General features: G+C 50.5%; 30 protein-coding genes. 14 read left to right on the top strand and 16 right to left on the bottom strand.

Translation table 11 applies throughout. The features are described 5' to 3' along the window. Positions 1-10: 10 nt before the first annotated feature. Complete coding sequence (locus BJ887_RS21415; protein WP_023292983.1) at positions 11-280, top strand: hypothetical protein; 270 nt, start codon at positions 11-13, stop codon at positions 278-280. Positions 281-322: 42 nt separating this feature from the next. Here BJ887_RS21415 and BJ887_RS21410 read toward each other — a convergent pair whose 3' ends face one another. After that, on the bottom strand, positions 323-769 hold the full coding sequence (locus tag BJ887_RS21410; protein WP_229216871.1) for a glycoside hydrolase family protein: 447 nt from the start codon (positions 767-769) through the stop codon (positions 323-325). A gap of 39 nt (positions 770-808) precedes the next feature. Between BJ887_RS21410 and BJ887_RS21405 the strand changes: the two genes are divergently transcribed. From BJ887_RS21405 to BJ887_RS21395, 4 genes are read left to right on the top strand one after another with little or no spacing between them, the layout of a single operon-like run. Further along, positions 809-1240 carry a hypothetical protein gene (locus BJ887_RS21405; protein ID WP_121340401.1) on the top strand — a complete coding sequence of 144 codons (432 nt, stop codon included), beginning with the start codon at positions 809-811 and terminating at the stop codon, positions 1238-1240. A 9-nt stretch (positions 1241-1249) separates the two neighbouring features. Beyond that, positions 1250-1858 carry a hypothetical protein gene (locus BJ887_RS23235; RefSeq protein ID WP_229216870.1) on the top strand — a complete coding sequence of 203 codons (609 nt, stop codon included), beginning with the start codon at positions 1250-1252 and terminating at the stop codon, positions 1856-1858. 1 nt (position 1859) lies between these two features. Continuing rightward, a complete protein-coding gene (locus BJ887_RS23230) occupies positions 1860-2183 on the top strand; it encodes a hypothetical protein (RefSeq protein WP_229216869.1) in 324 nt (107 codons plus the stop codon). A 3-nt stretch (positions 2184-2186) separates the two neighbouring features. Further along, a complete protein-coding gene (locus BJ887_RS21395) occupies positions 2187-2480 on the top strand; it encodes a 3TM-type holin (protein ID WP_121340400.1) in 294 nt (97 codons plus the stop codon). A gap of 20 nt (positions 2481-2500) precedes the next feature. Here BJ887_RS21395 and BJ887_RS21390 read toward each other — a convergent pair whose 3' ends face one another. Next, a complete protein-coding gene (locus BJ887_RS21390) occupies positions 2501-3352 on the bottom strand; it encodes a DUF2806 domain-containing protein (protein ID WP_121340399.1) in 852 nt (283 codons plus the stop codon). Between the two features lie 47 nt (positions 3353-3399). Between BJ887_RS21390 and BJ887_RS21385 the strand changes: the two genes are divergently transcribed. Continuing rightward, a complete protein-coding gene (locus BJ887_RS21385; protein ID WP_121340398.1) occupies positions 3400-4128 on the top strand; it encodes a methyltransferase in 729 nt (242 codons plus the stop codon). 376 nt (positions 4129-4504) lie between these two features. Here BJ887_RS21385 and mdtG read toward each other — a convergent pair whose 3' ends face one another. Continuing rightward, positions 4505-5734, bottom strand: coding sequence for a multidrug efflux MFS transporter MdtG (mdtG, locus tag BJ887_RS21380; protein WP_020884693.1), 1230 nt, complete (start codon positions 5732-5734; stop codon positions 4505-4507). A gap of 141 nt (positions 5735-5875) precedes the next feature. Further along, positions 5876-6802, bottom strand: a complete 927-nt coding sequence (locus BJ887_RS21375) for a Kdo(2)-lipid IV(A) acyltransferase (protein ID WP_121340397.1) — start codon at positions 6800-6802, stop codon at positions 5876-5878. 222 nt (positions 6803-7024) lie between these two features. Between BJ887_RS21375 and BJ887_RS21370 the strand changes: the two genes are divergently transcribed. Beyond that, the gene (locus BJ887_RS21370) at positions 7025-8074 is read left to right on the top strand and encodes a rhodanese-related sulfurtransferase (protein ID WP_020884692.1); all 1050 of its coding nucleotides are present in this window, start codon (positions 7025-7027) and stop codon (positions 8072-8074) included. Between the two features lie 41 nt (positions 8075-8115). Here the strand turns inward: BJ887_RS21370 and BJ887_RS21365 are convergent, their stop codons facing one another. The 9 genes from BJ887_RS21365 to mdtH form a co-directional block, all read right to left on the bottom strand. Beyond that, positions 8116-8694: a YceI family protein gene (locus BJ887_RS21365; protein WP_020884691.1), complete on the bottom strand. Its 579-nt coding sequence runs from the start codon at positions 8692-8694 to the stop codon at positions 8116-8118. Between the two features lies 1 nt (position 8695). Continuing rightward, on the bottom strand, positions 8696-9262 hold the full coding sequence (locus BJ887_RS21360) for a cytochrome b (protein ID WP_025204469.1): 567 nt from the start codon (positions 9260-9262) through the stop codon (positions 8696-8698). Between the two features lie 228 nt (positions 9263-9490). Beyond that, complete coding sequence (locus BJ887_RS21355) at positions 9491-9604, bottom strand: DUF2770 family protein (RefSeq protein ID WP_032670549.1); 114 nt, start codon at positions 9602-9604, stop codon at positions 9491-9493. 59 nt (positions 9605-9663) lie between these two features. Further along, positions 9664-10782: an N-methyl-L-tryptophan oxidase gene (solA, locus tag BJ887_RS21350; RefSeq protein WP_049022472.1), complete on the bottom strand. Its 1119-nt coding sequence runs from the start codon at positions 10780-10782 to the stop codon at positions 9664-9666. A gap of 116 nt (positions 10783-10898) precedes the next feature. Further along, positions 10899-11153 (bottom strand): biofilm formation regulator BssS, encoded by a 255-nt coding sequence (gene bssS, locus BJ887_RS21345; RefSeq protein WP_008500827.1) that lies wholly within the window; start codon positions 11151-11153, stop codon positions 10899-10901. Positions 11154-11425: 272 nt separating this feature from the next. Beyond that, positions 11426-11671, bottom strand: coding sequence for a DNA damage-inducible protein I (dinI, locus tag BJ887_RS21340; RefSeq protein WP_020884687.1), 246 nt, complete (start codon positions 11669-11671; stop codon positions 11426-11428). Positions 11672-11745: 74 nt separating this feature from the next. Next, positions 11746-12792, bottom strand: coding sequence for a dihydroorotase (pyrC, locus tag BJ887_RS21335; RefSeq protein ID WP_086463317.1), 1047 nt, complete (start codon positions 12790-12792; stop codon positions 11746-11748). Between the two features lie 126 nt (positions 12793-12918). After that, positions 12919-13479: a lipoprotein gene (locus BJ887_RS21330; RefSeq protein ID WP_020884685.1), complete on the bottom strand. Its 561-nt coding sequence runs from the start codon at positions 13477-13479 to the stop codon at positions 12919-12921. A 124-nt stretch (positions 13480-13603) separates the two neighbouring features. Further along, on the bottom strand, positions 13604-14812 hold the full coding sequence (gene mdtH / locus BJ887_RS21325) for a multidrug efflux MFS transporter MdtH (protein WP_014169547.1): 1209 nt from the start codon (positions 14810-14812) through the stop codon (positions 13604-13606). 236 nt (positions 14813-15048) lie between these two features. Here mdtH and rimJ point away from each other — a divergent pair, with 236 nt between their 5' ends. From rimJ to murJ, 4 genes are all read left to right on the top strand, one after another. Next, positions 15049-15633 carry a ribosomal protein S5-alanine N-acetyltransferase gene (rimJ, locus tag BJ887_RS21320; RefSeq protein ID WP_013097146.1) on the top strand — a complete coding sequence of 195 codons (585 nt, stop codon included), beginning with the start codon at positions 15049-15051 and terminating at the stop codon, positions 15631-15633. Between the two features lie 9 nt (positions 15634-15642). Then, positions 15643-16293 carry a YceH family protein gene (locus tag BJ887_RS21315; protein WP_014169549.1) on the top strand — a complete coding sequence of 217 codons (651 nt, stop codon included), beginning with the start codon at positions 15643-15645 and terminating at the stop codon, positions 16291-16293. A gap of 2 nt (positions 16294-16295) precedes the next feature. Next, positions 16296-17219 (top strand): Gfo/Idh/MocA family protein, encoded by a 924-nt coding sequence (locus BJ887_RS21310; RefSeq protein WP_121340396.1) that lies wholly within the window; start codon positions 16296-16298, stop codon positions 17217-17219. Between the two features lie 191 nt (positions 17220-17410). Further along, positions 17411-18946: a murein biosynthesis integral membrane protein MurJ gene (gene murJ / locus BJ887_RS21305; RefSeq protein ID WP_020884681.1), complete on the top strand. Its 1536-nt coding sequence runs from the start codon at positions 17411-17413 to the stop codon at positions 18944-18946. A 59-nt stretch (positions 18947-19005) separates the two neighbouring features. Here murJ and flgN read toward each other — a convergent pair whose 3' ends face one another. The 3 genes from flgN to flgA all read right to left on the bottom strand — a co-directional run bounded on the left by flgN (position 19006) and on the right by flgA (position 20482). After that, entirely contained in the window at positions 19006-19431 is a 426-nt protein-coding gene (gene flgN / locus BJ887_RS21300) for a flagella biosynthesis chaperone FlgN (RefSeq protein WP_025204463.1), read from the bottom strand. Positions 19432-19435: 4 nt separating this feature from the next. Continuing rightward, positions 19436-19729: a flagellar biosynthesis anti-sigma factor FlgM gene (gene flgM, locus BJ887_RS21295; protein WP_014169554.1), complete on the bottom strand. Its 294-nt coding sequence runs from the start codon at positions 19727-19729 to the stop codon at positions 19436-19438. Between the two features lie 93 nt (positions 19730-19822). Further along, positions 19823-20482, bottom strand: a complete 660-nt coding sequence (gene flgA / locus BJ887_RS21290; RefSeq protein WP_047366234.1) for a flagellar basal body P-ring formation chaperone FlgA — start codon at positions 20480-20482, stop codon at positions 19823-19825. Between the two features lie 157 nt (positions 20483-20639). Here flgA and flgB point away from each other — a divergent pair, with 157 nt between their 5' ends. Genes flgB through flgD form a run of 3 tightly spaced genes read left to right on the top strand, consistent with a single transcriptional unit; the run spans position 20640 to position 22186 of the window. Continuing rightward, positions 20640-21056 carry a flagellar basal body rod protein FlgB gene (flgB, locus tag BJ887_RS21280; RefSeq protein ID WP_014169556.1) on the top strand — a complete coding sequence of 139 codons (417 nt, stop codon included), beginning with the start codon at positions 20640-20642 and terminating at the stop codon, positions 21054-21056. Between the two features lie 3 nt (positions 21057-21059). Then, the gene (flgC, locus tag BJ887_RS21275) at positions 21060-21464 is read left to right on the top strand and encodes a flagellar basal body rod protein FlgC (protein WP_013097138.1); all 405 of its coding nucleotides are present in this window, start codon (positions 21060-21062) and stop codon (positions 21462-21464) included. 11 nt (positions 21465-21475) lie between these two features. Further along, positions 21476-22186, top strand: a complete 711-nt coding sequence (flgD, locus tag BJ887_RS21270) for a flagellar hook assembly protein FlgD (RefSeq protein ID WP_014169557.1) — start codon at positions 21476-21478, stop codon at positions 22184-22186. Positions 22187-22210 lie beyond the last annotated feature (24 nt).

Here is a 22210-nt window from a genome sequence, read left to right as displayed (position 1 = left end):
GAAGTACTAAATGGGTATGGGAACAATTCTTGCTTTGGTTATTAGTGGTTTGGTACTGATATATACTATTTTTCGTGACAATACAAAAGATACTAATGATTTATTAAGTCGTGTGTCTGATATTGAAACTACCATTGCGGTACAAGATAGTAACATTACACGTCTAAGCGACGAACAAGACAAGATGAAAGAAACTTTGAGAAACCTTGAAATTCAAATTCACGAATTGGATATCAAACTTGAGCGAATTATTACGATTCTTGAACAATCAAAGCAGTAACAAAAAAGGGATAGTACCGTAACAGATACTATCCCTTTTCTTTTACTTGTTTGTTAGTTGTGCGATCATCGCATTAACTCTATTAGGTGTCTGACGATACCATAGAGAATCTTTAGATTGTTTAATTGCTTCGGGGTAGTTGGCATCACGAAGTGCTTGAATCATCTTTTTAAACTTCATCGTTCCAGATAGACCAAGTTGAAAAATCATGATGATCATGAAGTCTTGCCAATCTTTAGGAATGGTTAGGTTTAGTTTACTTAGCTGGCTTTCTGCTATAGCAATATCTTTATCAAGTAGTCTAAGTGCTTCAATCTCAGTAATACCATTAATGAAATTTTCACCTTGTAGTACTTTATGCCCGAATCCTACGGTTAAGAACCCTTCACTATCCTTATATGGATAATACTTGTTGTTTCTAAAGAACCCCATACGTGTTTGATATGCTCGTGATCCCTCATAATCTATTAGTCGTGTTTTTATATCCATTGAATAAATACCTTATGATAATTTTTATAAGGTATTTATATGGAAGCATGGCAATACAACGAAGATTGGAGTGAGAAGGAATTAACAAACGGTAGTTATGTAGGATTCGTGTATTTGTTCCAATTTGAAGATAACACAAGCTACATAGGTAGCAAACAGATGTACAAGAGAGTTAAGGACATTAAGAAACTAAAAGATAATTCAATAGAAAACGGATGGCGTGAGTACAGTTCAAGTTCAAAGATAGTTAATTCCAAGATTGAAGAAGGGGTGAATTATACTCGAACCATTTTGTGGGCTTTCCCCACAATGAAAGAAACACTATTCGTAGAAACAGCATTAATCATAAACGAAGGACTAAAAACGGGTAATCTAAACCTTGCCGTAATGCATAAGGCAAGATTACCAAGTGGGAAAGATGCTGTACGTATTCGCGGAATCCTTCAATCATTATATGAAATACTCAATTAAGGAATAGATATGGCTTGGAGAAACAGCAATAGTCCTAATGATATGAAGCGGTTCATAAACAAAAATAGACCAAAGATAGGGAAAGAATTTAAAAAAGAATTAAGTAGCCGTATGCGTATTGTTACACAGCACATTCAAAGAAAGATTGATAATGATGTTGCGGGTGGTGGTGTCGCTTTTACTGGAAAGAGTATGTACTTTAACTTTAGAAAGATAAGTGAGTTCAAGACAGTAAACCAAATCATTCTACTACCTAATCAAGCATCATATCTAAAGTACATTCTTGATCCAGTATATAAACGTGTTAATGAAGGTAAGATTATACCGTACCAGAATGCTAAGTTAACTAAGCAAGGTAACATTACACAGCTACGTTCAAGAACCAAGAGTGATAAATACAAAAAGGTGAAGAGTAAGAACGGTAACACGTACTTAATCGACACTACCAAGAAATCCTCTAAACGTAATCCTAAACTGGCACGTGAACAAAGGGTGATTGGTTATTATGGTTCCGTTGGTAGAAAACCATTGTTTGATTTCTATGATGAAACCGAGAAGCAAGTAATAGAACAATTAAGAACATTACGCGGTACGTTTGATTACCGTTGGAGGAAGTAAGATGGATAACTTAGAAAATTTCCCATGTTATGATCATTCTGTACTAACAGATTTTTCTTTTCAGACAATCCAACCAGTAAGTGTAACATTACCATATGATAAAGCACTATCTGGTAGTAGGCTCATAAAAAAGAAAGTAGATAAAACAAAAGGTGATTTAGTCGTATATAGTTTTCATCATCATACAACACCTAAAGTAAATGAGGATGATGTATTGATGGTTGAACTACTAAAAGAACAATTAGAAGTAAAGGTACTATTATCTTACAACCACATCTTTAAAGGTCATCGCGTAGTTTCTTGTGTTTGCCAAATACAAGGATGACTTATGATTAATATAATTTTAGGGATACTAACAAAAGGAATTAACTTCTTTCTAAAGCATAAAACTTTAGAACAGGAAGTTCAAAAAACAAATGCTGAAGGGCAGATAGAAACGAACAAAGAAGAGATTGAAAAGGTGTCATTCCATTGGCGTAATGCTCTAGGATTTGTGCTCACCTTAATCATTCTATATAACTGGATCATAGTACCAGTACTTGATGCCTTTGGTATTGTAGTAATTCAAGTGCCACTTGGTCAACTTATGCAAGTACTATTGATTATGGTTGGTGGAAATTAGGCCGGATACCCGGCCTTGTTTTACCTGGTTACGATTGTTAGTTTTACTTGATCTTGTTCTGAATTAATTTTATCGATGGTATTTTTTAAATAATCAAAGTCAGGTGTAGAACCGCAAATCTTCATTAATTCTGAACCGATAGGTGAAAGCAGGGCTTGACCCGTTGAAAATGACCAAGTGCTTGGGTCATCATTCTTAAATTCGACGTTAACAGGTATTCCATAATAATGAATACGGCCTATCTTTTGGCTATAAGTCAAGTTGTAACCAAAACCTTGTTGAATCACACCTAATGAGTCTAATAATGCAAGTTGACTGAATGTTATTCCCTCTGTGCCACCATTTTTATCATGGGTAAGAATCGGTGTTAGATTGCTTGCCTGCCAAACATATTTACCGAAATATGTGATCAGGTTTGCTTCTTCTTTGTTTAAAGTAGATAGTAGTTTTAGGGTTCTAAGGCTAAATGACCCTTTGAATTTTGCTTCCTCTGTTAAAATTCTACTCCAGAGTGTTTGCATTTGTTCATCATTAATATCTTGACACTCTCTTAAGAATGCCTCTATCCAATCCTCGTCGATGTCATTAACCTTGTCAGTTTCAGAGAGGTTTTGTGCTGCTTGTATTGTAATATTTTCAATGTTTTCTTGTCGTTTGGTTTCACGCTTGAGAAAACGCTCAACTGCCCGTTTTTCTATTCCTTCAAGTTCTAACTTTGAAATTAGCTCTGTACGCTTGGCTTCGGCCTCAGCTTTTGCTTTTTTGCGAATTCTTGTAGGTTCATAAAGAACACCAATCGCATCACTCATTTTTTCAATAAGTTTTGTTCCTGGCTGAGATAACCCGGAAAGACTTAAATCGATAAGACTCATTATGACCCCCCCTAAATACCCGTACAACAACTGTACAAGGGTATTTTATGGCAAGAATTACTAAAAAGGAATCTGCATTACACATTCAGGTTATGGATCTCATCCACTCTGATAAGCAACTCACACAAGACAATAAAGAGTTTATCTTCAATAACTACAAAGGCGATGGTATAGGGGCTACTGGTGCTTTCTTCACACCTGAAATGCTCGCATGGGATTTCATACTTGATGCTGGCTGTACTGGTCAATGTATTGAACTTTGTGCGGGTATAGGTCGCCTCAGCTACTACCAGTTCTTGAGAAACAACCCAGCACACATTACCTGTGTTGAACTCAATCAAGAGTACGTAATGATCGGGAAGAGGGTACTACCAGAGGCAGAATGGATCATTGGTGACGCTCTCCAGTACACCCCAGACCGTTTCTATGACGTTGCCTACGGCAATCCACCTTTCGGTAAGATCGACACATCAGAAGTGTATACAGGCCGTTATACAGGCTCAGAATTCGAATACAAGGTGATTGAACATGCGAGCACTTTCTCATCATATGGGGTATGGATAGTACCGCAAGGTTCAGCAGGGTTTAAGTACTCAGGCCATAGGTACTATGACGCTACAGTACAGACAGCCAAGTACCAGAAGTTTGTTAATGATACAGGGTACACGTTTCAACCTGGGGTAGGGATTGATACCAGTATCTACAAGGACGAATGGAACGGTACGAAGGTAATCTGTGAGAGCGTTTGTGTGGATTATGACGGTACAAACTTTTAATTGTAAGGTAAGTACATCCATAGATAGATACGAATCACGAAAATACAAGATCTTACAGACGAACAGAAGCAGAAGTTACGTAAGAATTTAAGGGAAGCGATGAGAGTACTGGGAGAAATCGACCGGATAAAACAAGAAATTGCCAATATACGTAACAACTCAAATTATCCTGCTACAAGGCTGAAAGGAACGATACAAAAGTGATTTGTGGGAGAATCTGTGTGGGCTAAAACGACACAAATTTCAGATGTATTTCACTTTACACTGCTTCCAGTGTGGCGTACATGGTCATTGGTGTCTCCCTGTTTTCCTGAAGGTTTCAGGGAAAGAATAGCTGAATATCGGGTTCTGCAAGTATGAATGCAAAAATAAGCTGTCACGCGTTTGTCTTATTAACGACCGGTCGTAAAGCCCTCGATAAACTGAACCACGAATAAATCGCATTAAACAGCACCACGCCCGCGGTGACGATAAACACGGCTCGGAAACCAAAACTGGCGGAAATCCCGGCTCCGACAAGCGGTCCGGTGACGTTGCCGATATCGCGAAATGACTGGTTATAGCTAAAAATGCGGCCGGCTATCTGGTTCGTTGAGTTGTACACCAGCAGGGTCTGAACCGCAGGCAGTAACGCGCCGTCTGCCGCTCCCAGTAAGAAACGCAGCAGGCCAAGCTGCCACGGTGCTTGTACCATCGACATCGGAATGAGGAGCAGAACGGAAATCACCAGGGCGCATATCAGGATTTTTTCCGGGCCCACGCGGTCCCCCAGTTTTCCCAGCCTCGGGGCGCTGAGCAGCGCTGCCACGCCGGGCACCGACGCGATAAGCCCGCTGATAAACGCAATATTACTGACGTCACCGGCCAGATCGCGAACGTAGAGCGTCAGAATAGGGGCAATCGACCCGGTTGCTACCTGAATAATCAGGGTCGTGACGAACAGGCTTAGCACCAGCCTGGGATTTTTAAGCGAGGTCAGCACATCCCGTGCGTGGAGCATCTCTTTTCGAGTGACCGGGGTGAAACGTTCACGGATACAGAGCAGCGTGACGATAAAGCAGAGAAAAAGGACGCTGGCAGTAATGAAAAAGACCGGACGCAGGCCGTAGTTATCCGCCAGCAGTCCGCCTGCCAGCGGTCCCAGCAATGCGCCGCTCACGCCACCGGTGGAGAGCGTGCCGAGCGCCCAGCCGCTTTTGTGTCGCGGAATTTGGGTGGCAATGAGCGCATTTGCGTTAGGAATAAAGCCCCCCAGCAGACCCAGTAACGCGCGCAAAATCAGAAATTGCCAGACGTTCTGCGCAAGGCCCATCAGCGCCATGATGATGGCCATCCCCAGTGCCGAACGCAGCAGCATGATCTTTCGTCCTTTGCGATCGGCAAGGCCACCCCAGAAGGGCGAAGCAATCGCGGAAAAGAGAAAGGTGATACTGAAGACCAGGCCAGACCACATATTGAGCGCACTGTGACCGGTGACGCCAAGTTGTTCAACGTAAAGCGGCAGGAAGGGCATCACCAGGCTAAACGCCGCACCGGTGAGAAAACAGCCAAGCCACGCAACCGTGAGGTTACGCTTCCAGTTTATGGGGGCATCTGAGGGTGACATAACAATCCGCATAATGAGGTGCAGAGCACCATAGGCCTGAAGTAATAAGCCTGCTAAGTATGCGCCTGGGTTATGATCGCTGCAATGCGGAGGCGCTTTTAAAGCTAAATGAGCGTGCGGCCCTGATGGCCGCACGGAAAATTAATAGCGCGACGGCATACCCTCTGGCCGTGTTTTGAAGCGACGATGGAGCCACATATACTGCTCCGGCGCGAGCATGATGCATTTCTCAACCACTCTGTTCATCCAGCGAGCGGTCGTTTCCGCATCGTCCAGCGGCGGTGCGAGTTCCGGCTCGAGCATCATTAACTCGTAGCCTGAGCCATCCGGCTTGCGACGCGGGACAAACGGGACGATTGCGGCTTTGGACATTTTCGCCAGCATCCAGGTACCGGTGGTTGTGGCCGCCTCTTCAACGGCGAAGAACGGGACAAATACGCTGGATTGCGGGCCATAATCGTGGTCAGGGGCATACCAGATCACTTCACCTGATTTCAGCGCGCGGATCATCCCCTTCAGGTCTTTACGGTCGATCATACTTTTGTTGGAGCGCATACGACCATTGGTCTGGATTAAATCGATCACCGGGTTATCGTTAGGGCGATAAACACCAATACCGGGTGCCTGCATGCCAAACATACGCGCACCGATCTCCAGCGTCAGAAAATGCACGCCAATCAGCAGTACGCCTGTCTTATTGGCCTGAAGCGTATGCACAGGCTCCATACCCGTCCCGGTGACTTCACTCCAGCGGGACATCCGTTTGTCTGGCCAGAACCACGCCATACCGGTTTCCATCAGCCCCATGCCAACGGATTCGAAATTCCTGGTAACCATCTCATGACGTTCCGCCTCGCTCATCTGCGGGAAGCACAGCTCAAGGTTGCGGTAGGCAATCCTGGCGCGGCGTTTCATGAATTTTTGACCAATACGGCCCACACATTTGCCCACACGGAAAATCACAGGGTAAGGGAGTTGGACCATAAGCCATAAAAAACCAATGCCAAGCCAGGTCAACCAATAGCGGGGATGCAAAAGGGCGACAGTAAATTTCGGTAACTGGGTCATGTCTTTCCTGTGTTCTAACGTCCTGTTTAGCTATTGTCTCATTTTTTGAGGCGTAGCCAAAATGTCTGTCTTCGAAACGTGTACGAATGCAGCAATTGTTAAGTCTGACTAACTAGGGTGTGTGAAATGTAGCGTAAATTGTGTGGATGTAAATTGTCATTGTTTGCTATATGATGCCGACCGATTTTTCATTATCTCTAACGATTGCAGGACTTGTACACCATGCCAGTGTTACACAACCGCGTTTCGAATGAGATGTTAAAGGCGCGTATGTTGGCTGAAACCGAACCGCGCACGACAATCTCATTCTACAAATACTTTACCATCAACGATCCACAAGCGACCCGCGATGCGCTTTATCAGGCCTTCACGACGCTGAATGTTTTCGGTCGCGTCTATCTTGCCCGTGAAGGCATCAATGCCCAGATCAGCGTACCGGAAAGCAAAGTAAACGCCTTCCGCGACCTGCTTTACGGGTTCGATCCGGCTCTCAACGGTGTACGCCTGAACATTGCCCTGGATGATGACGGTAAATCATTCTGGGTACTGCGCATGAAAGTGCGTGAACGCATTGTCGCGGACGGTATTGACGATCCGGCGTTTAACGCCGCTGATGTCGGGGAATACCTGAAAGCGGCGGAAGTGAATGCGATGCTGGACGATCCGGATGCGGTGTTCATCGATATGCGTAACCACTATGAGTATGAAGTGGGGCATTTCGAAAACGCGATGGAAATTCCGGCTGATACCTTCCGCGAGCAACTGCCAAAAGCGGTTGAGATGATGCAGGAACATAAAGATAAAAAGATCGTGATGTACTGCACCGGCGGGATCCGCTGTGAGAAGGCCAGCGCCTGGATGAAGCACAACGGGTTTAATAAGGTCTGGCACATTGAAGGCGGCATTATTGAGTACGCCCGCCGTGCCCGTGAGCAGGGTTTACCGGTGCGTTTTATCGGTAAGAACTTTGTCTTTGACGAACGAATGGGCGAGCGTATTTCAGAGGATGTGATTGCCCACTGTCACCAGTGCGGTACGCCGTGTGATACCCATACCAACTGCAAAAATGACGGATGTCATTTGCTGTTTATTCAGTGTCCGGCCTGTGCCGAGAAATTTAACGGATGTTGCAGCGAACTGTGCAGTGAAGAGAGTATGCTGCCGGAAGAGGAGCAGCGCCGTCGTCGTGCAGGACGGGAAAACGGTAACAAGATTTTTAATAAATCCCGTGGCCGTCTGAACACCAAACTGGGTATTCCCGACCCTGAATAAGGCTGATGCCCGGCAGCGTGAAAGCCTGCCGGGCGTCGCTATTATGACTTCTGCTGAACGCCTTCAACGGAAATAATCAGTTCGACGTCCTGAGAAGCCGGGCCCAAATCGGTAGTAATATTAAAGTCTTTCAGGTGAATTTTACCTGCGGCTTCAAATCCGGCACGTTTACCCCCCCACGGATCGTCACCCTGGCCCATTAATTTTGCATTCAGCGTAACCGGTTTTGTCACGCCGTTGAGCGTCAGGTTGCCGGTAATATCCAGCTTATCGCCATCTTTTTTCACTTCCGTGGAGGTGAAGGTGGCCTGTGGGAATTTAGACACGTTCAGGAATTCCGCACTGCGCAAATGTTTATCGCGTTCTGCATGATTGGTGTCGACGCTGTTGGTATTAATGGTCACGTTGACTTTATCGGCGGCAGGATTTTTTTCGTCAAAGCTGAATGTGCCGTCAAAATCATTAAAGGTGCCATACAGCCAGCTATACCCGAGATGCTGAATACGGAAATTGACGAAAGCATGTTGGCCCTCTTTATCAATTTTATAGTCAGCAGCAACGGCTGAGCCGGTGGTAAATAACAGAGAACCCAGTGCGATACCCAGCAGGTGTTTTTTCATTTTAAGCTCCAGAGTCAACTGACGAGCGGCCAAGCATGCGCTTTAGCGTATCGTCTTTATCGATGAAATGATGTTTAAGGGCGGCAAGCCCGTGCAGCACGGACAGGATAACCACGCTCCATGCCAGCCAGAGGTGAATCACCCCGGCAATATCGGCCTGTGATCCCGCATCGGCAAGCGTTGCCGGGACATCAAAAATGCCAAAAACGCTTATTGGCTTACCCTCTGCTGTCGAGATGAGATAGCCGCTGATCAGAAGAGCGAAGAGCAGCGCATAAAGCGTAATATGCGCGGCAACAGCGCTGATACGGGTAAATTTACTGTGGGTCTTTGGCGCGGCAGGCGGGGGTGAAATGTGTCGCCAGATCACGCGAATAACCAGCCCCATCATCAGCAGCACGCCGATGCTCTTATGCAGCTCCGGGGCCTGGTGATACCAGCCATCGTAATAGCTGAGCGTCACCATCCAGAGGCCAAGTCCGAACATGGCATAGACCGCAATAGCAAATATCCAGTGCAAGCTTATGGATATTATTCCATAGCGCCGGGAGGAGTTACGCAATTGCATCAGGATTACCATTATCAAATAAACAGAACAGTAAAAATGAACGGGAAGGAATGATATTGCAACTGAAATAAGTCGATATTGATTTTTATTTTATTTATTTCAGCGGTTTTGAAAATGATCCGCAAAGGTAATTCAATGTCTTCGTGCAAGACTTAACAAAGGGCTAATTGAGGAATTGTTCTAACTTAAGTAAATACAAAGTAATGTCAATAAATGTCAGGCAGGCTTTCAGTAAAATACAATGTAAATAAAATCAATGATGGCCAGCAGCGCCCACAATAAGATATAGAGCATCAAATGCTCACGAATATTATTGATGAGAAAACCCACAACTTTGCGCATAGCGCCCCGCAAACCGTAACAAAAAGACGGGCTCCGGAACGTCCGAAGCCCGTGGTGGATTATCCGTTAAAACGTGAAAGAGAGAAGGGCGTCAGATCAAACTGCGGCGTAATACCCTGGGCAAACTGCGCGGCAATTTCACCCAGCACCGACGCGAACTTAAAGCCGTGACCGCTCAGACCGGTGATGAGCAATGTGTTCTCATGCCCGGGCAGCGTATCGATAATAAAGTCTTCGTCCGGCGTGTTGTCGTAGGTGCATGCCGCGCCATAGAGTAAGCCACCGACGCCCGGCAGAATATTTCGCAGGAACGAGAAGGCTTCAGAGCCATCCTGTGGGTAGGCGCCAAACGGTTTACGTTCTTCAGGAGAGGAGATAATTTGTCCCCCATTGTGTTTCCCGATTTTGAGCGCGTCTTTATCCGAAGGGAAGCCGTAGAACTGATCGCCGTTGGGTAACTCGCCGGTGAACGCCGGGAATTTATTCTGCGTACTGTAACGGCCATCAGACTGGAACCAGGAGAAGACCTTGCGCACCGGCTGTACGGGCAGGTCTGGCAGCAGACGGGTTACCCAGGTACCTGCACTGATGAGCAATCGGGAGGCCGTGTACTCTCCGTCCAGGGTTGTCACCGTGACGCCGTCAGCGTCATGTTTAATGGCCTCGACCGGGCAATTGAAAAGCTGGGCGCAGCCTGCTTTCGCGGCCAGCGCTATCCAGGTTTTTATTGCTGTTTCGCAATGCAACACCCCAGAATGGGCTTCAAAGAGACCAACATAATCGTCCGGGACGGTGATTTCCGGCCAGCGTGACATGATCCCCGCCGCGTCGAGCTTCTCAACGTCCAGGTTGAATGTCTTCGCGCTGCGTTCGACGCTGGCGAGAAAATCAGAGTGGGCAGGACCAAGGTTAATGATACCCGTGCGTTCGAAAATGCGTTCCTCAGTCTGTTTAGCCAGTTCGTCCCAGAGCGCTTGCGCGCGAAGTACCAGCGGGACATAGCGCTCGCCTTCACCATAGGCGTGACGAATGAGGCGAGTATCGCCATGATGGCTTCCCTCTGAATGAGGGGGAAGATGGGCATCTATCATCAGAACCTTGAGGCCAGCCTGGGTGGCATAATATCCGGCGGCAGAACCAACGGAGCCGCTACCAATAATAATCAGATCATATTTCATGGGCATCTCTTAAACTAACGCTTTGTTAGCAGAGTAATTAACATCGGGGGCTTATACAAGGGAGAAATAAATAAGGCACCCCGAGGGTGCCTGTAGAGTGAAAAGTGGGCTAAACGCTAATGCCGTTTATACTCATTTTCCTGGTAGTCGCCAGATTCTATTTTTGCGATGCCTGCTTCCAAAATAGAAATAAACTGACGGGCGACGTCTGTCGTAAGCCACAGCGTCTGTCCAACTTCCGCTTCTTCACGGTTCAGCTGATTTGGGGTCTGGTAGTGCAAACGCAGCATCAGTGCATCGTAGCTGTCTACGGTACTGATATCCCAGCCAACGAGTGGGTGGGTCTGGATGACTTCGCTATTCTTTTCCATTATAACCCCCATAATGCGTGTTAGAAGACAACGACTTCGAGGTTCAATGCATGTTTTTCTGAAGCAACTTCAGTATACAAGTAATAAGGGTTCCTAAGGGAAAAATAAACAGCTAGCAACACATTTTTCTGCTTTTTAGGATTGTTCGAACAATAAAACACCATGTTGTTCACGATTTTTAAAGAAGTTGCCGAATTAATTTGAACTTTCTGGATTTTCAGGCGAAAAAAAGCCGGGGCAACCCGGCAAAAAAACACAATGAGGGAGCAGTGTTAATCTGTGATGAACCAGTCGTCGGCGCTTTCCCACGTTTCCTGCAGGATTTCGGTGATACGCGCTTTATCTTCTTTCGCGCCGCCAATGACGGAGAGGTTGTTTGCGGCCGCGTAACGCACCGTTACGGCACCGTCGTTTTCGGGAAAGGTGTTGTTAATACGACGGGATAATTCACCTGCAAGCGCATCAAGCGCGCCGGCAGGCAGAACGGTAGTTTTGGCTATGGTGACTTCAATACGCATAAATGCCCCCTGTGTAATATACTGTTTATTTATACAGGTATATTATCGGTTTGACAACAAGGGGCACTGATTTTTTAGCGTTTTACCGTCCAGCGAACGGTTTCACCTGCCAGGAATGGGATCAGCGTGTCATCGGTCAGTGGAATGGCTTCCTCAACCTGGCTCTCTTTACGTTCCAGCTCAATGAAGGTCTCATTGACCGGCAGCCCATAAAAACGGGGGCCATTGAGTGAGCAGAACGCCTCGAAATGCGGCAGGGCATTCATCTCTTCAAACACGGTTGCATAGCTGGCGAGAGCGGTTGGGGCATTAAAGCAGCCCGCACAGCCGCAGCTTGCTTCTTTGCGATGACGCGCATGAGGTGCGGAATCCGTGCCCAGAAACGCACGGGAGAAACCGCTGGCAACCAGTTCGCGCAGCGCCTGCTGGTGAATGTTACGCTTGAGGATCGGCAGGCAGTACAGATGCGGACGTATACCGCCAACCAGCATGTGGTTACGGTTAAACATCAAATGCTGTGGCGTGATGGTGGCGGCGATAAGCTCGTTACCGTCGCGTACATACTCAGCGGCATCTTTGGTGGTGATGTGCTCGAAGACCACTTTGAGCGCGGGAAGGCGCTGACGCAGGGGCTCCATCACGGTGTCGATAAAACGGGCTTCACGGTCAAAGATGTCGATCTCGGCATGCGTGACTTCACCGTGAACCAGCAGCGGCATACCCAGTTTCTGCATGCGCTCCAGCACCGGCATGATGGCATCAATGCTGGTAACGCCGTGGCTGGAGTTGGTGGTGGCATTGGCCGGGTAAAGTTTCGCAGCGGTGAACACGCCTTCGTTAAACCCGCGCTCCACTTCGTTTGGATCCAGGGAATCGGTCAGGTAGCAGGTCATCAGCGGGGTGAAATCATGGCCCGCCGGGACGGCATCCAGAATGCGCTGGCGATACGCCATTGCGGCATCGACGGTGGTGACTGGTGGCACCAGGTTAGGCATGACAATCGCGCGGCCATAAATTTCGCTGGTATAAGGCACGACGGTTTTGAGCATATCGCCATCGCGCAGATGGATATGCCAGTCGTCAGGGCGGCGGATTTTAAGAACCTGGGGTTGTGCAGTCATGGAAGCTCCGGCTTGTCAGGAATCAGTCATTCGGATGGCTGTTTTTGCCGGACACAAATCATAAGCGGAAACGTTTTCGTTTGCACACTTTTCCGTAAAAAAAAGGGCGCCTCGGCGCCCTACGGATTAATCAGTGAAGGGAATAATGATTTCTCCCGGTTTCACCTCTATCCCTTTAGCATACTTTTTCGCAAGCGCTTCACCCTTGCTCTTGTCTTCACTTAAGACATAGGCTGGCTGCTGATTAAAATAGTTACGCAGCGACTGATTCAGATAAGGCATCAGGGTTTGCAGCACAGATTTCATCTTGTCCGGCGTGACTTCCGCATCGACGACTTCCATCTCCTGCAGGTAAATAGCCCCTTTCTCTTTGTTAAAGACCGGCAGCGCTTTCAGCTTCAGCTTGATATTGGCTTTCTGGTTGCCGAAGAGGGAGGTCATATCGAGGTTCGCATCCCCGTTCAGCGTCACTTTGTTTGGCTCTTCACGTCCTATCTGGCTGGTCAGGTTGCTGAGGACGATATGCGCATCGGCAAGCCCGGGGACGCCGATGTCTTTTGAAAAGTTGTTATGTTTTTCCAGCGCCTGATTAATTTCCTGTTCACTGACGGTGTATTGCGTAAGCTGGTTACAGCCCACCAGCAGACCGCTGACAATGAATGCAGCGGCAATGACAATTTTCTTCATAGTGTTCCTCAACGAAAAATCGGCGCTTCTGTCCTGTTACGTCAGTATGTCAGTGTGAAATGGCAGAAACCAGCAGAAAAAACTGAGAAGTGAGGCGGGAGCGACCTCCCGCCAGAGGGAAGGGCTACGCGCCCGGTTCGAGCATGCCGCTTGCGCTGCGCTTCTGGCTGAACTGCCACCAGAGGGCCAGTAGCGTCATAAAGCCCACCGCGCCGAGCATCATCCACGGCAGTTCCGGTTGATTCAGCGCTTTGCCTGCATCAAACAGCCAGCCGCCGCCGGCGTAACCCAAAGCCCCACCAAAGGCCAGACCGAGTCGGCTGAACCCCATATAGCTGCCGCGGGCACGCGCATCTGCAAGCGAGGCGCTCAGCGTCTCACGAGCCGGCTCGGCGATGATAGAGCCGATATAGAAGGTGCAAATCAGCGTAAACAGCTGCTGGAGAGAATTCACCAGACCGATGGGCATCATGCTCAGCGTCATTAAAAACAGCCCGGCCATCAGACGATGCTCCAGGCGAAAACGCCGTTCGCTCCAGCGGGCAATCGGATAGAGCAGCGTCAGCGAAAGCGCGGCTTCGATGGCGTACATCCATTTCACGGCGGCCGGGGTTCCCGCAATATCATTCACCATGATAGGCAGCATCAGCATCACCTGCACGGCAAGCATGTAGTAACCCGTCAGGGTCAATACGTAGGTGACAAAACGTTTGTCGTGCAGGACGCGGCCCAGCCCTTCGCGTACCGGCGCTTTCACCGTCGACAATTTCCATGCGGGCAGATACAGGCCATTAAAGAGGGCGCACAGAATAAAGAGCACCGCGCCAGCCGCGCAGACCAGACGGAAATCGTACTGCAGCAACCAGCTCCCCAGAAGCGCGCCAATTACCGCGCCCGCGCTGTCCTGCATCATCAAAATCGAGAAGAAACGTCCGCGGTGCTGCGGGCGAATTAACTTCACCACCAGCGCGGTGCGCGGCGGGTCAAACAGGGTTCCGCCGATCCCGGAGAGAAAGCAGGAGAACCACAGAAGCCAGGGCTCATGGGCAACCGCCATCGTGGCAAAGCCTGCCGCACGAAGCAGCATACCGGTCACAATCATCGGTTTCGCGCCAAAGCGGTCAGCAATGGCGCCGCCAAACACCCCAAGGCCTTGCTGGACAAACTGGCGTAAACCCAGCGCGATGCCAACCATCAGCGCCGCCCAGCCCATCTGATCGACAAAGCGGATCGAGATAAGAGGAAACACGACAAAAAAGCCGAGCACGACCAGCATGTTATCGACTAGCAGGAAATATTTACCCAGGCTCCTCGCCTGTGATACGCGGGACATTTTCCCTCCAGGGAAAACAGGATGGTGAGCACGCTAACATTCTGCGGGGTTACTGCGCGTTTTCCCACCCCTGGGCGTGACAATATTTTTTTATCAAAAGAGCGCTTTGATAGAGAGTTCTCATCGAAAAATGTGAAAAGAGGTCAAAATGGTATGTCACTGTTTTCACAGACGGCGCAGGCACAGGTATAGTAAACCTAATGGGTCAGCAGAAGTGACGGGAAGGAGTGGTATCGATGTTTGGCTATCGCAGTAATGTGCCAAAAGTGCGTCTGACAACGGACAGGCTGGTCGTTCGTCTGGTGCATGAGCGTGATGCCTGGCGTCTGGCGGATTATTACGCCGAGAATCGCCAGTTTTTAAAACCCTGGGAACCCGTTCGGGATGAGAGCCATTGTTACCCATCCGGCTGGCAGGCGCGCCTCAGTATGATTGCGGAATTTCATAAGCAGGGAAGTGCGTTTTATTTTGCGCTGCTGGATCCCGAAGAAAAAGAGATCATCGGCATCGCCAATTTTTCAAACGTCGTGCGCGGATCGTTTCACGCCTGCTACCTCGGCTACTCCATCGGTCAGAAATGGCAGGGGCAGGGGCTGATGTATGAAGCATTAACGGTGGCGATCCGTTATATGCAACGCACGCAACATATCCATCGTATTATGGCGAACTATATGCCGCATAATCAGCGCAGCGGTAATTTGCTGGCGCGTTTAGGGTTTGAGAAAGAGGGTTACGCCAAAGACTATCTGCTGATAGATGGAGAATGGCGCGACCATGTCCTCACGGCATTAACCACCCGGGACTGGACAGCGGGTCGCTAAGGAGAAGAGATGAAATATCAGTTAAGCGGTGCAGAAGCGCGCGTCGTCGGATGCCTGCTGGAAAAACAGGTCACGACGCCGGAGCAATATCCGCTCTCTGTCAATGCCGTCATGATGGCCTGCAACCAAAAGACCAACCGCGAGCCGGTAATGAACCTCAGCGAGCATGACGTTCAGGATGTGCTGGATGAACTGGTGAAACGCCATTATCTGCGCACCGTCAGCGGCTTCGGAAACCGCGTCACCAAGTACGAACAACGTTTTTGTAATTCCGAATTCGGCGACCTGAAGTTAAGCGCCGCGGAAGTGGCGGTGATCGCGACCCTTTTACTGCGCGGGGCACAGACTCCCGGCGAGCTGCGCACGCGGGCTTCCCGTATGCATGAGTTTGCGGATATGCAGGAAGTGGAACAAACCCTGGAAGGGCTTGCAACCCGCGAGGATGGCCCTTACGTGGTGCGTCTGGCGCGCGAACCGGGCAAGCGTGAGAGCCGCTATATGCATCTCTTCAGTGGCGAGGTGGATACCGCGACGCTGGCAACGGAACAAGAGTCCACTGTTGTCAGCGGCAGCCTGACGGCGCGCGTGGACGCGCTGGAAGAGGAGGTCGCTGGGCTGAAACAGCGCCTGGACGCACTGCTGGCACATTTGGGAGATTAACAGTGAAAAAATTACGTGTAGGCGTGGTGGGGCTTGGCGGTATTGCACAAAAAGCCTGGTTACCGGTATTAGGCGCGGCAACGGACTGGACGCTTCAGGGCGCGTGGTCACCTACCCGCGAGAAGGCTGAACGCATCTGCGCAACCTGGCGGATACCTTACGCCGCTTCGCTGTCGGATCTTGCCCGCGAGTGCGATGCGGTATTTGTGCATACCTCAACGGCAACGCACTATCAGGCGGTCAGCGAACTGCTGAATGCCGGTGTTCACGTCTGTGTGGATAAGCCCCTGGCGGAGAACGTTCAGGATGCCGAGCGACTGATAGAGCTGGCGGCACGCAAGAACCTGACGCTGATGGTGGGCTTTAACCGCCGCTTCGCTCCGCTTTATCAGCAACTGAAGGCACAGCCGGGCGCGCTGGCCTCTCTGAGGATGGATAAACACCGTACCGACAGCGTCGGGCCAAACGATCTGCGCTTTACGCTTCTCGATGATTATCTGCACGTGGTGGACACGGCGCTCTGGCTGACAAACGGCCAGGCTCAGCTGAAAAGCGGGACCCTGATGACCAACGATCTGGGCGAGATGGTCTACGCCGAGCACCACTTTGCGCTGGAACATCTGCAGGTGACCACCACCATGCATCGTCGTGCGGGCAGTCAGCGGGAGTTTGTCCAGGCCGTCACTGACGGTGCGCTGTATGACATCACCGACATGCGGGAGTGGCGTGAAGAGAAAGGCAACGGTGTGGTCACGCTTCCGGCGCCGGGCTGGCAGAGCACTCTGGAGCAACGCGGCTTCGCGGGATGCGCCCGTCACTTCATTAGCTGCGTGCAAAATCAGACGGTTCCGGAAACCGCCGGTGAACAGGCCATCATGGCGCAACGCATCGTGGAACGGCTCTGGCGAGAGGCCATGAGTGAATAACCCTCTGTAACATCTGCCGATAGTAATTCCCTTAAATCCGGGTAGACTAAGCGCCGATTGTTGGTTTCGCCGGGAGGCGTTTCGCCTACCCGGCCTGCAAATCCGAAGGCCTGCGCAAGCGCAACGCCGTCGGGCATTCATTACGCCTGCTCTGCAGGCGTTTTGCCGTATGGTTGTGGAAATTCACATTAATGAACTTATTAAAATCGCTGGCAGCAGTCAGCTCGATGACCATGTTTTCTCGCGTACTGGGTTTTGCGCGCGATGCCATTGTGGCAAGGGTTTTTGGTGCTGGGATGGCAACGGACGCCTTTTTCGTCGCGTTCAAACTGCCGAATTTATTGCGCCGTATTTTTGCTGAGGGGGCTTTCTCGCAGGCCTTCGTTCCAATTCTGGCGGAATATAAAAGCAAGCAGGGCGAAGATGCTACGCGGGTGTTTGTCGCCTACGTCTCCGGGCTGCTGACGCTGGCGCTGGCTATTGTGACAGTCCTGGGGATGCTGGCTGCGCCCTGGGTGATTATGGTGACCGCGCCGGGGTTTGCCGACACCGCTGATAAATTTGCGCTTACCACCCAGCTGCTGCGCATTACCTTTCCTTATATTCTGCTGATCTCGCTGGCCTCGCTGGTGGGGGCAATCCTCAATACCTGGAACCGCTTCTCCGTTCCGGCGTTTGCGCCGACGTTTTTGAATGTCAGCATGATCGGCTTTGCCCTGTTTGCCGCACCGCATTTCAACCCGCCGGTACTGGCGCTGGCCTGGGCGGTGACCGTGGGCGGCGTCCTGCAGCTGGCATATCAGCTGCCGCATCTGAAGAAAATTGGCATGCTGGTTCTGCCGCGCATTAATTTCCGTGATGCCGGCGCAATGCGCGTCATGAAGCAGATGGGACCTGCAATCCTCGGGGTTTCTGTCAGCCAGATCTCACTTATCATCAATACCATCTTTGCCTCTTTCCTGGTGTCCGGTTCGGTCTCCTGGATGTACTACGCTGATCGTCTGATGGAGTTTCCTTCTGGCGTACTGGGCGTCGCGCTGGGGACGATTCTGCTGCCGTCGCTCTCTAAAAGCTTTGCCAGCGGCAACCATGATGAGTATTGCCGCCTGATGGACTGGGGCTTACGCCTCTGTTTCCTGCTGGCACTGCCAAGCGCGGTGGCGCTGGGGATCCTCGCGAAACCGCTGACCGTCTCGCTGTTCCAGTACGGTAAATTTTCAGCCCATGATGCGTCCATGACTCAGCAGGCGCTGGTGGCGTACTCGGTGGGATTGATGGGGCTGATTGTTGTTAAAGTGCTGGCGCCAGGGTTCTACTCCCGTCAGAACATTAAAACCCCGGTGAAGATTGCCCTGGTGACGCTGGTGATGACCCAGTTGATGAACCTGGCGTTTATTGGCCCGCTGAAGCACGCGGGTCTGGCTCTGTCTATTGGTCTGGCGGCCTGTCTGAATGCCGGGCTGTTGTACTGGCAGCTGCGTAAGCAGGATATCTTCACGCCGCAGCCGGGCTGGGCGAGTTTCCTTGTGCGACTGGTTATCGCGGTGCTGGTGATGGCAGCGGCGTTGCTCGGCATGATGCACGTGATGCCGGAGTGGTCGCTCGGCACCATGCCTTATCGTCTGCTGCGACTGATGGCCGTGGTGGGTGTTGGGGTTGTGGCTTACTTTGCCACCCTCGCCGTGTTGGGCTTCAAAGTGAAAGAGTTTGCCCGCCGTACGGCATAAACGCCAAAAGGGGAGTTCACCTTATGGTGCTCCCCACTGCTTGATTTGTCGCTTATGCTTCAAATCGAAATCTTTTTCCCGCCCGTAATACGGGCCGTCGCTGTCTGACCATCCGCACCGTACAGCCCGGTTTCTTTATGCGGCTTTAACACCTCAAGCGCTTGCTGATTACGCTCTATCTGACCTTCAAGCAGCCAGCCGTTATGCTGGTTGAGATCGCGAAGGTGCTGGGTTTTTTCTGTAATAGTCTGCCAGCGCTCAACGATATCGTCGTTAGCACTGCGCTTAGGATCCTGCTCAGCGCGACGTTGCTGCTCAAGGTAATCCAGCGTCGCCAGGAGCGAGCTTTTGTCTTCAGTAATACGCTGCAACGCGCTGCCGTTGATGTGACCGGAAGAGAGGTGCTGTTGCTCAGCGTCCATTACCGTTTTCAGGTCGTTCAGGACAACCGTCATTTGATCCAGTATTTCTGACAGTCGACTCATACGGTTAGTTACTCTGTAAGAAACTCTGCGCTTCCTGAATCAGGGCGTCAGCAATTTTGCTGGTGTCCATTTTCAGCTCGCCGTTACGAATAGCCGTTTTCAGCGCTTCAACACGTTCCATGTTGATATCGTTGCCGCCTGGCTGCATCAGTTTTGCCTGGGCATCGCTCAGGGTTACGCTGGTGCTGTTAGACGTTGACGGTTTTTCCAGACGCGTTTTCTGCGGCGTAGCGTCATTCGTTTCGCGAGGTTGTACAGCGCTTACCGGCTTCAGGGCTGATGTACGATCAATGCTCATAGTGTTGTCCTCATCGAGGGTTCGCGGCGTTGGCGCCTGACATCATCAATAGTTGAATATTTATCGGCAGCTGCAGCGAAATCTTTAAAAAGATTATAGGTTAATCAGAATATTCCCATCAGAATCGACGGTTCCGCTAACCACCTGCCCTGAAGACATTCTGACGCGGGCATTTTGTGCCACCGCGGCATTGTTTAACGCTTTCCCTTCACTGTTGATACTGAAGCCATCTCCATTGGCCACCACCATCACCTGTTGACCCGCCTTGACGCGCCACGCCTGGCGCAGCATCGACAGCTGTATCGGTTGGCCCGGTGCGACATCACGCAGGCTGATGGCGTCCTGCGCCTGGTTAATTTCAAGCATTGTCCGTGGCGGCAGCTGATCCAGACGGCCACGTTTCAACGTCACGCTGTTGGCCTGCAGTGCGGTACCCCGGGCAATGGGGACAGCGGCGACAACATAATTGCCTGTCGCCTGGACTGCAACCTGTAAATACCGTTTTTCGTTGGCGCAGCGTGCCAGCACGTTCACGTTCCCCCACAGTCTGGTGGTGCCGGTCACGGTAAATGACGGCTGCTCACAGGAGGGATACAGATTTGGTGGCGTGCGTACCGTGACGACAACTTCATCGCTAAAGCCCGCCAGCTTCTGGGCAAAAAAGGTGTTTAGCTGATCCTGTAAACCATCCGCCTGCACCAGGGGGCTAAAAAGCAAGAAAGTTGCCATCAGGCCACGTTTTAACGTTTGCATCGCAAGTTCCACCGTTTCCAGAATTGAGTGAATTCTACCTGCAGTGGTTTTTCATCAACGCAATAAATAGCGACGCATTTTGCGCTTATTCCGTCGATAAGGCGGATGGGTTGAGATTTAAGCTGTGAACTGAAATTTTGCCATCAGCGGAGGAGACATGCTCGATAAACTCGACGCCGCGTTACGTTTTCAGCAGGAAGCGCTCAATTTACGTGCCCAGCGGCAGGAAATTTTAGCCGCCAATATCGCTAACGCCGATACGCCAGGGTATCAGGCGCGCGATATTGATTTTTCCAGTGAGCTTAAAAAAGTGATGGAGCGTGGACGCGCAGAAGGGAGCGGTGTCGCGCTCGCGCTGACCTCCTCACGTCATATTCCGGCTCAGACGATGACCGCACCAACGACCGATTTGCTTTATCGCATTCCCGACCAGCCTTCACTCGACGGTAACACCGTGGACATGGACCGGGAGCGTACACAGTTTGCCGATAACAGCCTGAAGTACCAGACAGGCCTGACCGTTCTCGGCGGACAGATCAAAGGCATGATGAACGTCCTGCAGGGGGGCAACTGATAAATGGCCTTGCTGAATATTTTTGATATCGCCGGCTCGGCGCTTACCGCGCAGTCCAAACGTCTGAACGTAGCCGCCAGTAACCTGGCGAACGCCGACAGCGTGACCGGACCAGACGGTCAGCCTTATCGTGCGAAACAGGTCGTCTTTCAGGTCGATGCAGCGCCAGGCGCGGCCACCGGCGGTGTGAAAGTCTCTGATGTGGTTGAGAGCCAGGCACCGGACAAGCTGGTGTATGAGCCAGGCAACCCGCTGGCAGATGCGAACGGTTACGTAAAAATGCCTAACGTGGATGTGGTGGGTGAGATGGTGAACTCCATGTCGGCGTCACGCAGTTACCAGGCAAACGTCGAAGTGCTTAATACCGTGAAGAGCATGATGCTCAAAACACTCACTCTCGGCCAGTAAAGGAGACATGCATGTCCATCGCCGTAAATGTGAATGATCCCACGAACTCAGGTGTTAATGGCGCCAAAAGTTCGACGGGTTCCAACGCCCTGACGGGCAGTAACGCGTCCGATCTGCAGAGCAGCTTTCTGACGCTGCTGGTGGCGCAGCTGAAGAACCAGGATCCCACCAATCCGATGCAGAACAACGAGCTGACCACGCAACTGGCACAGATCAGTACCGTCAGCGGCATTGAAAAACTCAATACCACCCTTGGCTCCGTTTCCGGTCAGATTGACAACAGCCAGTCTCTGCAGGCTGCGAATCTGATTGGTCATGGGGTGATGATCCCGGGGACCACGATCCTTGCCGGCACCAGCACTACCGAGGGGACGTCAACCACGACCACCACGCCGTTTGGCGTTGAGCTGCAGCAGCCGGCTGACAAAGTGACTGCGACGATCAGCGATGCGAGCGGGGCAGTGGTACGCACCATTGAGATTGGTGAGCTGAAGGCAGGCGTACACACCTTTACCTGGGACGGCAGCCTGACCGACGGCACGAAAGCACCAAACGGTTCTTACAAAGTGGCGATCAGCGCCAGCAACGGAACCACCCAACTGGTGGCGCAGCCGCTGCAGTTCGCGCTGGTTCAGGGCGTGATTAAAGGCGCCGGCGGTAACAAACTGGATTTGGGTACCTCGGGTACCACCACGCTCGACGAAGTTCGGCAGATTATCTAAGCCTTAACACTTATCAGGAGTAAG

The organism is Enterobacter sp. WPR_3_1 (assembly GCF_003635055.1).
Taxonomy (GTDB): domain Bacteria; phylum Pseudomonadota; class Gammaproteobacteria; order Enterobacterales; family Enterobacteriaceae; genus Enterobacter; species Enterobacter ludwigii.
Note: the sequence above shows the minus strand (reverse complement) of the source record. Positions and strands in the feature narration are given on the sequence as shown.